At 34.8% G+C, this 15,861-nt stretch carries 10 protein-coding genes, 4 tRNA genes and 2 pseudogenes; 7 read left to right on the top strand and 9 right to left on the bottom strand.

The window, feature by feature from the left end; genetic code table 11:
- Nucleotides 1–253: 253 nt before the first annotated feature.
- The gene (locus RV14_RS05575; RefSeq protein WP_071855309.1) at nt 254–436 is read right to left on the bottom strand and encodes a hypothetical protein; all 183 of its coding nucleotides are present in this window, start codon (nt 434–436) and stop codon (nt 254–256) included.
- Nucleotides 437–951: 515 nt separating this feature from the next.
- Between RV14_RS05575 and RV14_RS05570 the strand changes: the two genes are divergently transcribed.
- The gene (locus RV14_RS05570; protein ID WP_071855308.1) at nt 952–1,326 is read left to right on the top strand and encodes a YxeA family protein; all 375 of its coding nucleotides are present in this window, start codon (nt 952–954) and stop codon (nt 1,324–1,326) included.
- 298 nt (nt 1,327–1,624) lie between these two features.
- On the opposite strand, the gene RV14_RS05565 is transcribed toward RV14_RS05570, so the two are convergent.
- Nucleotides 1,625–2,629, bottom strand: a complete 1,005-nt coding sequence (locus RV14_RS05565) for a nucleoid-associated protein (protein ID WP_071855307.1) — start codon at nt 2,627–2,629, stop codon at nt 1,625–1,627.
- Between the two features lie 169 nt (nt 2,630–2,798).
- Here RV14_RS05565 and RV14_RS05560 point away from each other — a divergent pair, with 169 nt between their 5' ends.
- The 4 genes and pseudogenes from RV14_RS05560 to RV14_RS13030 form a co-directional block, all read left to right on the top strand.
- Nucleotides 2,799–3,650, top strand: coding sequence for an aldo/keto reductase (locus RV14_RS05560; RefSeq protein ID WP_071855306.1), 852 nt, complete (start codon nt 2,799–2,801; stop codon nt 3,648–3,650).
- 19 nt (nt 3,651–3,669) lie between these two features.
- The gene (locus RV14_RS05555; RefSeq protein WP_071855390.1) at nt 3,670–3,927 is read left to right on the top strand and encodes a hypothetical protein; all 258 of its coding nucleotides are present in this window, start codon (nt 3,670–3,672) and stop codon (nt 3,925–3,927) included.
- Nucleotides 3,928–4,170: 243 nt separating this feature from the next.
- Nucleotides 4,171–4,528, top strand: a pseudogene (locus RV14_RS13035) (hypothetical protein); the annotation flags it as partial.
- 101 nt (nt 4,529–4,629) lie between these two features.
- A pseudogene (locus RV14_RS13030) lies at nt 4,630–4,875 on the top strand (hypothetical protein); the annotation flags it as partial.
- 225 nt (nt 4,876–5,100) lie between these two features.
- Here RV14_RS13030 and RV14_RS05545 read toward each other — a convergent pair.
- Nucleotides 5,101–7,539 carry a hydroxymethylglutaryl-CoA reductase, degradative gene (locus tag RV14_RS05545; protein ID WP_071855304.1) on the bottom strand — a complete coding sequence of 813 codons (2,439 nt, stop codon included), beginning with the start codon at nt 7,537–7,539 and terminating at the stop codon, nt 5,101–5,103.
- Between the two features lie 182 nt (nt 7,540–7,721).
- Here RV14_RS05545 and RV14_RS05540 point away from each other — a divergent pair, with 182 nt between their 5' ends.
- Nucleotides 7,722–8,873, top strand: coding sequence for a hydroxymethylglutaryl-CoA synthase (locus RV14_RS05540; protein ID WP_071855303.1), 1,152 nt, complete (start codon nt 7,722–7,724; stop codon nt 8,871–8,873).
- 266 nt (nt 8,874–9,139) lie between these two features.
- On the opposite strand, the gene RV14_RS05535 is transcribed toward RV14_RS05540, so the two are convergent.
- Both RV14_RS05535 and RV14_RS05530 read right to left on the bottom strand, forming a co-directional pair.
- The gene (locus tag RV14_RS05535; RefSeq protein WP_071855302.1) at nt 9,140–9,874 is read right to left on the bottom strand and encodes a class I SAM-dependent methyltransferase; all 735 of its coding nucleotides are present in this window, start codon (nt 9,872–9,874) and stop codon (nt 9,140–9,142) included.
- Between the two features lie 378 nt (nt 9,875–10,252).
- Nucleotides 10,253–12,919: a cation-translocating P-type ATPase gene (locus tag RV14_RS05530; protein WP_071855301.1), complete on the bottom strand. Its 2,667-nt coding sequence runs from the start codon at nt 12,917–12,919 to the stop codon at nt 10,253–10,255.
- A gap of 342 nt (nt 12,920–13,261) precedes the next feature.
- Between RV14_RS05530 and cls the strand changes: the two genes are divergently transcribed.
- On the top strand, nt 13,262–14,713 hold the full coding sequence (gene cls / locus RV14_RS05525) for a cardiolipin synthase (protein ID WP_071855300.1): 1,452 nt from the start codon (nt 13,262–13,264) through the stop codon (nt 14,711–14,713).
- 757 nt (nt 14,714–15,470) lie between these two features.
- Here cls and RV14_RS05520 read toward each other — a convergent pair.
- The 4 genes from RV14_RS05520 to RV14_RS05505 all read right to left on the bottom strand — a co-directional run bounded on the left by RV14_RS05520 (nt 15,471) and on the right by RV14_RS05505 (nt 15,861).
- Nucleotides 15,471–15,554: transfer RNA gene (locus tag RV14_RS05520), tRNA-Leu, on the bottom strand.
- Between the two features lie 9 nt (nt 15,555–15,563).
- Nucleotides 15,564–15,635 (bottom strand) — tRNA-Gln (locus tag RV14_RS05515).
- An 8-nt stretch (nt 15,636–15,643) separates the two neighbouring features.
- Nucleotides 15,644–15,716: transfer RNA gene (locus tag RV14_RS05510), tRNA-His, on the bottom strand.
- A gap of 61 nt (nt 15,717–15,777) precedes the next feature.
- Nucleotides 15,778–15,861 (bottom strand) — tRNA-Leu (locus RV14_RS05505).

Raw genomic sequence — 15,861 nt, 5'->3', positions numbered from 1 at the left:
ATAGACTCTTTTGTTACATTTCAAAAAAAATCTGTTCAACTTACTTTTTGTAAGTACTGAACAACTTATATTATACGTCAAAGTTGGTCAAAGTCAACTCAGAGCTCTTATTGTAAAAATATCTCCTCTATCGAAAAACAAGCCCCTAAACAATAATAAATTCAAACAGTTCATTTAAGAATTAATACTCTTTATAGCAGCAAACAATTTTATGACAATCAATCGAAACAAAATCAAATTATTTGGTCCTTCCTTACGTTAATAAAACTTTTTGTCGAACCAATAGTTTCTCCTCCCCTACACTACGAATAATTCCAATCAACTCTTGGTCGTGCCAGACAGTAATCACTTTTAGTGACTGAAAAATTCCCTTTACTAATCGCTGAAATTCATCCGTATACGCAGACCATCCCACAGAAAAGCATATAAGTTCCATAGAGCCTCTGAATCAATTTTTAGTTCTTCACTAAATTTCATTCCCCTTTTTTCCTTTCAAATAAAATTTCATGCTCAATAATGAAAAACATGCATTTTTCCTAAGCGTTTTAATCCATTGCGTACTATTTTTTTAATGTTCATCACTGACTCTCCTCAAAATTAACGCAGCTAAATGGCTTAGCTGACACTTACTTAGAGTTTTTTTCATTCCTTACACATGCTATTTTTAATACTGCACTCCTTTTCTCCAATGCACGTAGATTTCTCTTTAACATTTACGAAAGTTATCTCATTCAACTTTTAATCAATCTCTTGTAAATTTTAGCTCTTTTTTTCCGCCTCGCTTTACAAGACATCGTATGATTTTACCTCTCACTACTGTTTTCAAAACACACTTAAGAAATAAAAAGTAAAGAAAAAAATTATTTATAAAAATTTATTTGTTTTATAGACGAAGCAAAAAAAATAAGAAATAATAGAGAAAAAAGAAAAGAGGGAAGAGGGAAAAGAAAAATGAAAAAACTTATCACCTTGCTCGTTATACTCGTTGTCTTCATTAGTGGAAGTTTTGCTGCATATCATTATTTTTACGGAGGAACAATTTATTATACAAAAATCATTACACTTGGAGATAAAACAACCGAAAAAAACTACGATACTCGTGACGTGAAACGTTACACGTACGTGCAATCAGCTTATACAAAAAAAGGCAAATATAAACGGGTGATTTTAAAGGAAACTCGAATAAAACCACTAAAATTAAATGCTTATTTAAAACTGAAAGTCAATCCTAGAAAAGGCGTCATCAGCTGGATAGAAATTTCTAAATCTGAGGTACCAAAAAAGGCAATTAATCAATTAGACAAAGAAAAAAGTCGCATAAAATAAAATGAAAAGTATACTTTTTAATTCCTCTTAATCCTTCATTCACGTTTTTTTACAGCTACAGTTACAAAAAAACGAGACGAGTAGAATGTAGAACCCTTCCATCAAGTAACGGTGAAAGCTAAAATAATCACTTTGAAAAAAGTAGTTGAATTTTAAAAAAGAACCTCACATTATTTTCAAGACAAATATTTTTGTAAAATTCTCTTTTTACTCTCTTGTTTTTTAGCCTGTTCTTTAGATAGCAATAATTATTTAACTAAGTAGCTTATTGTTCGTTTCAACAAGTCCCCTTTATTTGTTACAAGCGATTCAATATCTCCTCTACATTTTTAATCAGCACTGAAATAGTACCATCTGGATTATTTGCAAATTCAATCAAATTGGGATTTCGATAAACATCAACCGGCACAATTAATTCTATCCCATTAGATAACTTAAATTTTTGTTTCCCAAATTTTTTTTCAGAAATTTCTTGTACTTCTTTGACAGGCAAGGCTTCTGCTACAAAGCCTTGTTCTTGAACTTCTTCTTGAAAAGCCAATTTTGCTGTGACATTTTCCTTGAAAACTTTTTCAGCAATCATTTCATGATCCAATCTACCTTTTTCTTCAATCGTATCATAAACCGCTTCTTTCAAATCAGCCACAAGATCAAATTCTTCTGTTTCAAATTTTTTTCCTAAACTTTTCGCTACTTTTTGAATCACCTTGACGTTCTCTTCAAGAGAAGGCGCAGGAACACTTTCGATAACTTTATTAGAAAAGTAAAATTCTTTTTTACCAGAAAACTTATATTTTTTTTCAATCAATTCATACGTAAGATTCGTTAAATCAACCGCAAATGCCTCATCTGCCTTTTGAGTTTTTGACCCTAAAATTGCACGATTTAAAATCAGTCGATTATCAATTCCTGCTTCATCTGCTTCTACAAAATGAGTATAAGACTCGCGATAATTGACTTTCAACAACGCTAAGTACATAATTGTATCTATTTCATACAAAACGATAAATACGTCAGCACTCGGAGCTTCCTCGCTTTCTTGGTAAACCTCAAACCAACGTTGAACGATTGCTTTGCTTGCTTCAATAAAATTTTCTTGACATTGGCGCAATTGTTTAACCACTATGCCATCTGAGGCCAATTGACCTGTTTTCGTTTGCACAGAAGAAATTTTTTGGATTTTCTTTTGCAAAAATTCTCGAATAAACTCCTTTGTCAGATCTAACTCTTTTTGTGAAAAAACTGGCGTCCCCGTTTCACGATCAATAATATGCAAAATTGCTTTTTTTAAATAAATGTCCATACGCTCATTCCTTTCTGATCTAGTTTACGGAAAATATCTAAAAAATGCCAGAAGGAAAAACAGCTTTTTTCTTTTTGAATAAAAATGTTCCCTTTTTAAACAAAATAGGTTTCTTTTTTTTTTAAATGCGCTACACTTAGAATGAATTAAAAATTAAGGAGTTGAGCGTATGGATTCACTAACAAACACCTATCGTTTATCAAATGGTTATGAAATTCCTGTTGTAGGCTTTGGTACTTGGCAAACGCCAGACGGCGATGTCGCTGTTTCTTCTGTTAAAGAAGCTTTAGCCGTTGGTTATCGTCACATCGATACAGCCCAAGGATACAAAAACGAAGAAAGTGTCGGCCAAGCCATCAAAGAAAGCGGAATCCCAAGAGAAGAGATTTTTTTAACCACTAAACTATGGAATGCCAATCACAGTTATGAGTTAGCTATGGCTTCTTTTGAAGAATCTTTAAAAAAATTGCAGACAGATTATGTAGACCTTTTCTTGATCCATTGGCCGAACCCCATTGCTTTTCGTGAAAACTGGCAAGAAGCAAATGCACAAACTTGGCGTGCTTTTGAAGAACTATACAAAGCCGGTAAAATAAAAGCTATCGGCGTCAGCAATTTCTTGCCGCATCATTTGGATGAATTAGCAAAAACAGCGAAAATCATGCCGATGGTCAACCAAATTTTCTTAGCGCCAGGTGAGCTACAACCTAAAGTAGTGGACTATGCGCAAAAGCATGAGATGATTCTTGAAGCTTACAGTCCTTTAGGAACAGGAAAAATCTTTGAAGTACCAGAAATGCAGAAAATTGCTAAAGCATACAATAAAAGCATTGCACAAGTTGCTTTACGTTGGTCTTTGCAGCATGGCTTTTTACCGCTTCCTAAGTCAGTTACTCCTAGTCGCATCAAAGAAAATACAAAACTCTTTGATTTTGAACTTTCTGAAGACGAAATGAAACAAATCGACCAATTCAATGGGGTAGTCGGCAAAGCAAAAGATCCAGATACCACGCAATTTTGATTGAAGGAATTTGCTGATGATGAATCCGCTTGAACGCTTAAATGCGCTGCCCGAAGAAATTACCCGTACCTTTCATTCTGATTTTCTTTTTTTGATTGGACCGGATAATATTCAACATTTTCCTGTACGTCATTGGACTCATGAACAAAAGCTGCAAGAGCTAACCAAACGTTTTGATCATTCACTTATGGTCACGACATGGCAAGAACATGAAGTAATTTATTCACCTGAATTACCCGTTTTTGCATTGATTCCAAAAAACATAAATAAAAAATGAAAAATGACATTTGCTTTTGCCTGCAAGTTTCAAGTAATGTTTCTTGAAACTTGCAGGCTTATTTTGCAAGAAACGGTTAGCTTTTTTCATTTGTAAAGTTAAAACTATTCTATTGTCCTCTTAAAAAAATTACCATTTTTTAAGAGGACAATACATATACTATGTAAGTTTTTTTCATTTAATCCTTTTCATTTCTTCTTTTTTTTCTTATAATCGTAAGGGGATGAGCGAAGGAGAGAATATATGAAGAAAAAACAAAAACAAAAATTACTCAACCAATTCCGTCCTTCTTTAGATGGAATCAGAAATCAACTATTCCATTCATTGGAAGATGAAAGTTTACGTCGCTATGGCTTACCGTTACAAGTCATGCTTGATTCAAAAGATCGTAAAGTCTTAACAATTGGCTTAGCGGGACAAACAAATCAAAGCACGCGTATCAATGTGCCAATTGATGATAATTTTACAACTGTCTTAAAACGAATTCGTTCAGGAGAAAAAGGGATTTTTGAACGTTTCCGTGATAATTTATTGATTGAAATCGTTTCGTATTGGAACGATCAACGTCTGAAAAACAATGAACCAACAGCTCAACTAGCTTCAACAACTGCTATACCAGCAGTAAATGAAACAACACCTGCCGGTTCAATAGATGCAACAATAGAAAATATTACTGAAAAACAGCGTATAACTGAGCCTATTACTTTGTCTTTCACTGATTTTTCAAATGCAATAGCTGAATATCCAAAATTTTACACAGCAAAAGAAACGGATTCAGTAGTTATTTATGAAAAAACAACAGCTGAACCACGTAAGCTAGCTGAAATTTCTATGAAAGTAGAAAACGAATTTACAATTGAAAAAGCTTTAGAACGTAAGTACAAAATTAAGCTAACACTGATCCCATTAATCGAGCAGTTTGCTGCAACTTCTTTAAAAGAAAGATAATATCTTTTTTAAGTAAAAGCGTTACAAATAAAAACGGAGTGACTATCGTTCACTCCGTTTTTATTTGACTTTACACACAACAGTAAGGAACTACGCCTTTTTATCAACGCTAAACTCAACTAATCATTAACAACTTATTCTCTTTTTAAACAGAGATTTTATTGCATGAATGCCAAGTTGTTCTTTGTCGTTCGTTTACTTCTTGGCTTTTTTTGAAACCATCGTTTAGCGACGAATTTTCATTAAATATTTTTTAGCCGTGTCTTGATTCACGTGGGTCGACTTTCTCAGATACGCTGCAACTTGTTCAATCTCACTTCCTTGTGCGCCAACTGTAATAGCTAATGCTCTTGCTTGCAATGACATATGACCTTTTTGGATTCCCTCTGTAACTAATGCTCGCAAAGCAGCCAAGTTTTGCGCTAAGCCGACAGCTGCAATAATTTGTGCCAATTCTGTTGCCGATGCTACTTTCAACATTTCAAGAGCTATTTTTGCTTTAGGTAGAACTCTTGAGGCTCCACCAACTGTAGCCACTGCTAAAGGTACACTTAATTTTCCTATTAGCTTGTGATCATTTATTTGCCAATCTGATAATCCTTGATAAAAGCCATCTTTTGAAGCATAAGCATGAATTGCAGCAGAACAAGCGCGCGTATCATTTCCGGTAGCCAGAATCACTGCTTCCACACCATTCATAATCCCTTTATTGTGAGTAACAGCACGATAAATATCTAATTTTGCATATTCTGAAGCTTGCTGGATTTTTTCTGCTACTTTCTTTCCCTCTTCTTGTGTTTTCCCCAAGCGTTCAAAAGGAATTTCACAGCAAGCAGTTGACAGAGATTCCGTTGCAAAATTGCTTAAAATACTAAACAAAATTTCTTTTTGGGAAAACCACTCTTGTAATCGATGAGTCACTCCCTCTAAAATGGCATTAATAATGTTTGCGCCCATTGCATCTTTGACATCAATTAAAAAATCAATCGAAAGATACACGTGGTCACTTCCCATAAATTCTCTAGTATTCATTTCTTTTACGCCGCCTCCACGTTTTACAATCGAAGGATAACTCTCGTTGGCACAAGCGATCAGTTCGTTTTTTCTTGTTTTTATGGTTTCGATAACCTCTTGATATTGCATTTGTCCAGTCAAAACAATTTGTCCTCTCATCAATCGTTGCGGTGTTTTTGCTAAAATATTTCCACAAATTTTTGCACCGTTGCTAGCAGCTGCAATGACAGACGGCTCTTCTGTAGCCATTGGAACTTGTCTTTTTATTCCATTAATTTGGAAATTTTGAGCTACTCCCAAAGGAATTTCCACTTGACTGATTTGATTTTCAATCAAATGATTAGCTATTTCTTCAGATAATCCTCGGTTTTTTAAACTATCTGCTTGTTCTTGACTGATATGATCTTCACGAACCAACTGTTTTCGACGTTGTTCAGGCGTCAGTTGATAAAATTTTTTTTTTAACTCATTTTGTTTTTCTATTTCTTGAGTTGATTCAAGCAAAACAGCTAATCCAAGACCACCGCCAATACATAATGAAGCTACTCCATATTTTTTCTTCATTCGTTTTAGTCCATAACTTAACGTCGTTAAAATTCTTGCACCACTTGCACCAATTGGATGACCTAAAGCAATTGCGCCGCCATCAACGTTTACTTTTTTTACATCAAGCTGTAAATGCCGATTCACAACGATAGATGAAGCTGCAAACGCTTCATTAATTTCAAAGCGATCCACTTCTTCTACTGACAAACCTGCTTTTTTTAATACTGTTTGGATTGCTAAAATTGGTGAAATTCCCATTATACTAGGATCAATACCAATTTCTGACACTTCTTTAATCGTCGCTAAATAAGGTAAGTTATTTTCAATCGCATATTCTTTAGAAGCTAAAATTAAAACAGCAGCCCCATCATTTAAAGGCGAAGCATTACCAGCTGTTACTGTTCCTTTTTCTGAAAACACCGTCTTCAACGTCGCTAATTTTTCTAAAGTACTATTTCCTCGAATCGCTTCATCTTTTTCGATCGTTGTTTGATCAGGCAAAGAAATAGGAATAATTTCTTCTTTAAATGCGCCACTTTCACTGGCTCTTGCTGCTTTTATTTGTGATTCCAGTGCATAGCGATCTTGTTCTTGTCTTGTAACTGAAAATTTATCTGCTACTTTTTCAGCCGTCAACCCCATGTGCGCATTGGAAAAAGCATCTGTCAAACCATCGTTAACCATACTCGATATTTCTTCTTGATAAGTCGCTGTTTGCGCTTCGTATTGTTGAAGCAGCGGAGCACGAGACATGCTTTCCGTTCCACCAGCTACAACCAATTTAGCTTCTCCTAGCTGGATCAATTGACGAGCCAAAATCACTGCTTTCATCCCTGAGCCGCAGACTTCATTAATCGTCATAGCAGGAACGCTCACAGGAATTTTACTTTTAACAGAAATTTGTCTAGCAACATTTTGCCCATTTCCAGCTTGTAAAACATTTCCAAATATGACTTGATCAATCATCTCTTTGGGAATCCTTGTTTTTTTTAACAGCTCTTTTGTAAGAATGGTTCCTAATTCAACTGCTGTCAATGAACTTAAACTTCCTCGATATTTTCCAATTGGTGTTCTCACAGCATCTATAATTACGACTTCCTTCAAGTCAGCCACCTCCTAGAAAAATATACCATTGTTTTTACTAAAAACAAATAGTCTGTTACAGCTTCAAAAAAACTAAGAATAAATTTTAACAATCCTTAAATATTTGTTTTTTTATATTTCTTTTAACATTTTTATGTTAACTTAATAAAGTAAGCTTTTATCCTAATTAAAGAGGTGTTGAAATGAAAGTAGGGATTGACCGTCTTTCCTTTTTTATTCCAAATCTATATCTAGATATGACAGAACTAGCTAAAAGACGAGGAGCAGATCCAGCCAAGTATCATATTGGAATCGGCCAAGACCAAATGGCTATCCATCGTGTATCAGAAGACATTGTCACATTCGGAGCAAATGCTGCCAGTAAACTTGTAACCAGTAAAGACCGTGAATTAATTGACATGGTGATCGTTGCAACAGAATCAGGAATCGATTATTCAAAAGCCAGTGCGGTAATCATCCATCGTTTATTAAAAATTCAAGCATTTGCTCGAGCATTTGAAGTAAAAGAAGCCTGTTACGGCGGCACCGCTGCCTTACACATGGCAAAAGAATATATCAAAAACCACCCAAAACGTAAAGTTTTAGTCATTGCAAGCGATATGGCTCGCTATGGCCTAGCCAGTAGCGGTGAAGTCACTCAAGGCGCAGGCGCAGTAGCAATGATGGTGACAAAAGATCCGCATATTCTTTCGATTGAAGACGATAGCGTCTTTTTAACAGAAGACATCTATGATTTTTGGCGTCCTACTTATTGTCAATTTCCAGTGGTTGACGGACCATTATCTAATGCCACTTATATCGAATCTTTCCAAAAAGTATGGAATCATCATAAAGAGATAACGGGTCTTAAACTGGAAGACTACGATGCTTTAAGCTTTCATATTCCTTATACAAAAATGGGGAAAAAAGCCTTACAAAGTATCTTAGATCAAACAGATAAAAAAACACAAGCCCGCCTGCTCACTCGTTATGAAGAAAGCATTCGTTACAGCCGTCGAATCGGCAATCTTTATACTGGCTCTCTTTATCTTGGTCTGACTTCTCTTTTAGAAAATACGCAAGAATTAAAAGCTGGAGACCGAATCGGATTATTCAGTTATGGCTCAGGGGCGGTTAGTGAATTTTTCACTGGTTATTTAGAAAAAGGCTATCAAGATTTCTTATTTATAAAAGAACATCAAAAAATGCTAAATGCAAGACAAGCCGTCACAATCGATCAGTACGAAGAAATATTTAGTGAAAAGCTGCCTGAACAAGGAAAAAAAGCAGAATATTCTTCAAATGTACCTTTTTCAATCACTAAAGTAGAAAAAGGCATTCGCTACTATAAATAATAATCAAGACAAGTTTTCTTTTCCTTCATCAAAAAACCCCTGATTCACTTCAAATAATCACAGTCTAAAATATCTATTTAAAATGAAAGCTTCTTTTGTAACAACAAAAAATTTCAAAAACAAGAAGTGGAACAATCAGTTTTATAACTGATTGTTCCACCTTTTTCAAAAATGTACTCTTCACACAAAAAAGATCATTACAAGAATATGGATATTCAAATTAGAAATGTTCAATTTTAAGAAATGAAAAACATTCTTTCCTCACTTTATCGTTCTTGCGGTAAAATTAACAATAGTTGATAAGTCAATTTTGTTGTGCTAATTACTTGCTCTTTTTGATCAAAATACTTCTTAACGTATTCATTAAAACGTGCATCTTCGAGATATTCTTCATAATAATCTTTCATAAATGATTCAGTAATTTTTTCTTTTAATAAATACGTAAATTTTTTGCTTTTATAGGGAATTTCTTCCTCCTTCAAATAAGTTTCAAACAGCTTCATGATCTCTGATGAAACTATATAATCCTCCTCTAGAATATCTAGCTGTTCTTCCAGTGGTGCAAATAGATCATCTTTAGAATAGACAACCCTTATAATTACACAAGCTTTTTTCATTTTCCTGTATATTTTTTCCAATTTTATTGGATGATCTAACGCTGGATTTGAAGCCGAAAAAATAAGATCATACTTTTTGGCATTTTCTAAAAAACTTAAAAAAGTTTTTTTCGTCAAACAAATATTTTCAATACTTAAATTTACTACTTCTTTTGCAGCAAACTTCAGCATTTCACTTGAAAAATCAATTAATTCATACATCTTTGCTTCTTTTGCCATGGCTAAGTAACGCCCAGAACCACCAGCTACATCTACTATTTGTTCAGTCGGTAAAATATCTTCTCTTTTTAGATAGTCAATGACATCCTTGACAATCGTCGTTTTTCCTTCTCTTTGATTCAGATAATACTCAGCTGCAAATGCATTCCAATCTTCTTCATTCATTTTAAAACTCCTTATAATTTTTTACCTTTTATTACTTTTTAGAATCAATAAATATATCAAGTATTTTATAATTAATGAATCCATTCATTGCCATGACCTGCTTTTTATTTAAAATAAAAAATTTTTCAATCTTTCTCATTTATTATTCAAAACCAAATTTATCCACGATTCCTTCATTCACTTTTCATTCTTTTTTCACTTTTTAAAACTATTAACTTTTCTATAGATGGCTCTACTTGTACCCTATTTTATTACAAAACAAATTCTTAAAAAAGAACACTAACCATTACCTACATCATTTTGCTTTTGACAATATACAAAATAAAGAGTGAATTTCTTCACTCCTAAAAAATATCGTTTTTCACTTAATTGCACCAATCATTTATTTTTTTGCACTTGAATAAGAATTAATTTTGTGACTTCCATCAAAATAATCGTCACTAAAGCAATACCCATACATGTTAAAATTTCTGTTAAACCAAATGCTGCGGGAATGGAAAAGACTTCTTTCAAACCGGGAATGATCGTTAAACAATACAATGCGCTACATACAACAACTGCTAGTAAAACACTTCTATTAGAGAAAAAGCCGGCTTGAATGGCTGTTTGTGTATTTGAACGAGCAGGAAATGTTTGCAGCGTCCGACACCAAATTAAAGTAGAAAAAGACATAGCTACACCAAATTCTGATGAATGCTGCATCCCCAACCATTGAGCAAAAATAACTGCAACACCGATCAATACGCCACGATAGGTGACAGAAATTAATGTTTTATCGGTAAAAATACCGGAATTTGGATCTCTTGGCGGTCTATTCATAGTTGCAGGTTCCGCTTTTTCTGTCCCTAAAGCAATCGCTGGCAGTGAATCATTTACTAAATTAATAAATAACAACTGTAAAGCGGTAAACGGATTCGACCAATCAGCAACTAAAGCAAAAATGATCGCAATGATTGCTCCTAAGTTACCGGAAAATAAATAAGAGATAGCTTTTTTAATATTATCAAAAACATTTCTTCCTACTTCTACGGCACTAACGATCGAAGCAAAATTATCATCGGTTAAAACCATCGCTGCTGCATCTTTTGCAACATCCGTTCCCGTTCCCATGGCTATTCCAATATCGGCTTGTTTCAAAGCCGGCGCATCATTTACCCCATCACCAGTCATAGCTGAAATATGCCCCTTGTTTTGCCAAGAACGAACAATGCGAATCTTATTTTCGGGAGACACTCGCGCATAGACCGTCACTTTTTCTAACACTTCATTTAGTTGATCTTCTGTCAATTCGTCTAATTCCGTTCCTGTCAATGCTTGATTTCCTTCTTCAAAAATACCGATTTCCTTTGCAATCGCAACCGCAGTTGTTTTATGATCCCCTGTAATCATGATGGTTTTAATCCCAGCACTTTTAGCTTCTTTTACTGCTCGTGTCACTTCTGCTCTTGGCGGATCAATCATCGCCAGCAAGCCCACTAAAATCAACTCATTTTCATCTTCAAAGGATAACTCTGTATTTTCAATTGGACGATAAGCAAAAGCCAACACACGCAACGCCTTGTTTGAAAAAGCTTCATTTTGTTCTTTGAATTTTTTCATTAATTCATCCGTCATCGGCACCACTTCACCATTTATCAATACTTTTTTACTGCGTGCAAATACAATATCTGGTCCGCCTTTAACAAAAAGATATTGTTTTTGATTAATAGTATGCGCAGTTGACATCAGTTTTCGATCAGAATCAAAAGGCAACTCCGCTTGCCTTGGATAATTACTCCGAATTTCTTGGTAAGGCTGATTCAATTTTTCACTAAAATCAATAAAAGCAACTTCTGTCGGATCTCCCAACTTCGTTCCGTCTTCGCTTATGGAAGCATCATTTGCTAAGACGCTAATTTCTATTAAACGTCTTTCATCATCTGTCCATTTAGCTGGTTCATTTGTAAAATCGCCTGTAGAACCATTTGCTAAATAATAGTCGACGACCGTCATTTTATTTTGTGTCAGCGTGCCGGTTTTATCGGTACAAATAATACTTGTAGAACCGAGCGTTTCAACAGCTGGTAATTTACGAATAATAGCATGGCGTTTGGCCATTTTATTGGTTCCCAAAGATAAAACAATGGTCACAATGGACTGCAAAGCTTCAGGGATAGCTGCTACCGCTACTGCTACTGCAAACATAACTGCACTTACAATATCTGCCGTTAGATCCCCCGTTCCTTCACCTGAATAAATCCGGAACAACTGGATAGCAAGAATAACTAAAGACAAAGCCAAAATAGCTAAACTTAATTTCTTACTAAATTTATCTAACCCTCGCTGTAATGGCGTAGCTTGTTCAGTTGTTGATTCAAGCAAGCCTGCTACTTCACCGATTTCTGTATTATTTCCTGTAGCCGTTACTAAAAATTTCCCACGACCATAGGTGATGATGGTTCCGCTAAAAACCATATTCAAACGATCACCAATTGGCACAGTTTGTGTAATATCTATGACTTCTTTTTCTGATGCTGTTGATTCTCCAGTAAGCATTCCTTCATCTACTTTCAACGAACCAGCTTCTAATAAACGACCATCGGCAGGTACATAATCTCCTGCGTCTAACAAAACAATATCTCCTACTACTAGTTTATTAGCAGGAATTGTTTTTTCTTTTCCGTCACGAATCACGCGCGCATCAGGAGCAGATAGATTTTTTAATGCTTCTAAAGAACCTTCTGCTTTTTTTGTTTGGATTACACTGATGACAGCATTTAATATCAACACAGCAAAGATAACAATAAATTCAATGTAATCCCCCATAACCATTTGAATCAGAGCAACAACCAATAAGACAATAACCATTGCATCTTTAAATGTTTCTAAAAATAATTTCCACGTTGGCTTTTTAGGCGCTTCTTTTAGTTGATTTAATCCGTTTTTTTCAAGCTTTTCTTTCGCCAGTGACGTACTCAATCCTTCTACTGAACTCTGTGTTTTTTGCATTAAAGAGTCAATTGATTCTTTATAGACAGCAGTCTGAGCTTGTTTCTTATTTTCCAAATTCCATCCCCCATTTTTTTCGTTCCAATAGCTTACCAACTGAAAAAAGAGACCTAAGACAAATACAGATTTGTCTTAGGTCTCACCATTTCATACAATACCAGAAAACCATTGGTTAACTTACTGTTGATATTATCACAACGACTGTTGTCGGTTACTCCCCTAAGGAGATATTCAATTCTATTATTATCCTACAGGAAGACATAAAAAATTGCAACCATTTTACTTTAAGAATAAGCACATCTTCAAATTTATTTTTTATTTATGTTCTCTTAAATTTAGGTTTCTTGGATTTATCATGCTATAATAGCTATTGTTATTCTATCTAAGGAGGATTCTATTTTGGTCACAACTATCCTAACTAGTCTTTATATAATTAATGCACTAATTGCTTTAGTCACAATTTTAATTAAACCCCGTGATGTAGCAGCCATCTGGGCATGGCTGCTTGTCCTATTTGCACTTCCAGGACTCGGTTTTATTCTTTATCTCTTCTTTGGTCGCGGTCTCACTGACAAAAAAAAATTCTACTTAAGACAAAGCGACTTAAAAGAACTCGAAAATTTTCAAGATTTTAAAGAGGATACAATTGAGCATTATGATCCAATCATGGAAAATCAAGAACATCAACAATTTGTTGATTTTTTTTCTTCCTTAAATCGAATGCCGCTAACCCGCCGCAACTCAGTAACATTATTAACAGATGGACAACAAAAATTGACTTCTTTATTAAGTGATATTCGACAAGCAAAACATTCCATTCATTTTGAATATTACGCATTTGTAACAGATAATATTGGACAACAAGTTTTGGCGCTGCTTGAAAAAAAAGCCGCTGAAGGCGTAGAAGTACGTCTCTTATATGACGCTTTTGGTTCTCACGGCACAAAAGCAAAAGATTTTAATCGGCTCATCAAAAACGGTGGGCACGTTCACACCTTTGTAACTTCTCAAAGAGCGTTACTTCGCTTTCGTTTAAATTACCACGACCATCGAAAAATCGTAGTAATCGACGGAAAAATTGGCTATACTGGTGGCTTTAACATCGCTAATCAATACGTCAATCGAACAAAAAAATTTGGCTATTGGCGAGACACACATATTCGAATCCATGGAGCCGCGGCTTCCTTATTACAATTACGTTTTTTAACTGATTGGAACGTATCTGTTCCCGAACAAAAAAAAGTTGGATATCATCTTGATTATTTCTTTCAAAAAGAGCATAGCAAAGACTTAAGCTCTGAGAATACCTCCATTCAATTGGTATCAAGCGGTCCAAATAATGAACGTGAACAAATTAAATTGTCTTTCATCAAACTGATTACTGCTGCAAAAAAAAGAGTATGGATTCAAACGCCTTACCTTGTTCCCGATGAAAGTGTTATTGCTGCTTTAAAAATAGCTGCTTCTTCAGGTGTTGAAGTAAAAATCATGATTCCAAATAAACCTGATCATCCATTTATTTATCGTGCAACCCAATATTACGCACGACAATTAATTAAAGAAAATGTCCAAATCTTGGTCTATGAACAAGGTTTTTTACACGCTAAGACTTTGGTCATGGATGATGAAATTTGTATGATAGGCTCTGCAAACCAAGATATCCGTAGTTATCGTTTAAATTTCGAAACAAGTACAGTAATTTACGATCACGTATTTTTAGAAAAATTAGCCAATCAATTTTTATTAGATGAAAAACAATGTATGCCCATGACAACTGAAACAATCAAAGCCATGTCTAATTGGTTGTTATTCAAGCAACAAATTTCTCGATTATTTTCACCAATTTTATAAAAACGCATAAGATAAATCATGTATTCATTTTAGACATTCTTATTTTAACGTTTCCACATTTTTTACGTAAAAAATAGCAACAAGCTATCCAAGAATAGGAAAATATATATAAGAAGCTGCTTTTCTCTTTTTAAAAAAATAGCAAAAGCAGCTTCTGTAAATAAATCTTAGTGAACACTCTCGTAAATCACAGTTTATTTTTGAGGCTCTCCCTATTTTTGGTTCTCTCTACTTATTGTCTTTTAATATTTTATCGTGTTAACACTCTTTTATTTATATCTATACAGTAGCCTTTTCTAGACGTACTTTTATTTAACTTATTTTCTCATTAAGCTACAAATAGAAAAAATAGGAACTATCTCTCAGATCATTCTTACTACTCGTTCATAGCTTTGACAAAGATAGATCAAAGCATCCCCTTTTTCACCGTCACCCAATCAAAAATAGCTTCTGCAAAATAAGCCTAAATTTGCAAAAATACGTCAGCTATTTTTGTAAATTCCGACCGTTTTTGGATAACCATATAAAATATACGTTTCAATTATAAAGACAATGAAACGTATATCCTACAGTTTTAAATCATTTGAGAACATGAAAAACAGAATCCTTTTGATCAATTAATTAATCAAATTGAAATAACAAAAAAATCTGAGACAGAATGGGGGCATTCTGACCCAGATTTGATTTTGTCCAGCTCATCAATCTTTATTGACAAAAAGACAGAAAAACCCAAACGCAAGTCTGCGTTTGAGCGTGATACCGGCGGCCGGGGTCGAACCGGCACGATCGAAAGATCACTGGATTTTGAGTCCAGCGCGTCTGCCAATTCCGCCACGCCGGCGTTAAAAAACTGGGGTAGCTGGATTCGAACCAACGCATGAGGGAGTCAAAGTCCCTTGCCTTACCGCTTGGCTATACCCCAATAAAAAGGGCGAATGATGGGAATCGAACCCACGAATGCCGGAGCCACAATCCGGTGCGTTAACCACTTCGCCACATTCGCCATTCTAAAATACGTTATTTTATTTTCCAATAAAAAACTAAGATGAATTCATCTTAGTTAATACCGGCGGCCGGGGTCGAACCGGCACGATCGAAAGATCACTGGATTTTGAGTCCAGCGCGTCTGCCAATTCCGCCACGCCGGC

Origin of the sequence: Enterococcus ratti (genome assembly GCF_001886195.1) — a bacterium.
Lineage (GTDB): Bacteria > Bacillota > Bacilli > Lactobacillales > Enterococcaceae > Enterococcus_B > Enterococcus_B ratti.
Note: the sequence above shows the minus strand (reverse complement) of the source record. Positions and strands in the feature narration are given on the sequence as shown.

What these genes read in the sequence shown, in the direction of transcription:
- RV14_RS05555 (WP_071855390.1), top strand. Translation starts at nt 3,670, where the DNA reads ATGAATCCGCTTGAACGCTTAAATGCGCTGCCCGAAGAAATTACCCGT.
- RV14_RS05540 (WP_071855303.1), top strand. Translation starts at nt 7,722, where the DNA reads ATGAAAGTAGGGATTGACCGTCTTTCCTTTTTTATTCCAAATCTATAT.
- RV14_RS05565 (WP_071855307.1), bottom strand. Translation starts at nt 2,629, where the DNA reads ATGGACATTTATTTAAAAAAAGCAATTTTGCATATTATTGATCGTGAA.
- RV14_RS05575 (WP_071855309.1), bottom strand. Translation starts at nt 436, where the DNA reads ATGGAACTTATATGCTTTTCTGTGGGATGGTCTGCGTATACGGATGAA.
- RV14_RS05570 (WP_071855308.1), top strand. Translation starts at nt 952, where the DNA reads ATGAAAAAACTTATCACCTTGCTCGTTATACTCGTTGTCTTCATTAGT.
- RV14_RS05535 (WP_071855302.1), bottom strand. Translation starts at nt 9,874, where the DNA reads ATGAATGAAGAAGATTGGAATGCATTTGCAGCTGAGTATTATCTGAAT.
- RV14_RS05560 (WP_071855306.1), top strand. Translation starts at nt 2,799, where the DNA reads ATGGATTCACTAACAAACACCTATCGTTTATCAAATGGTTATGAAATT.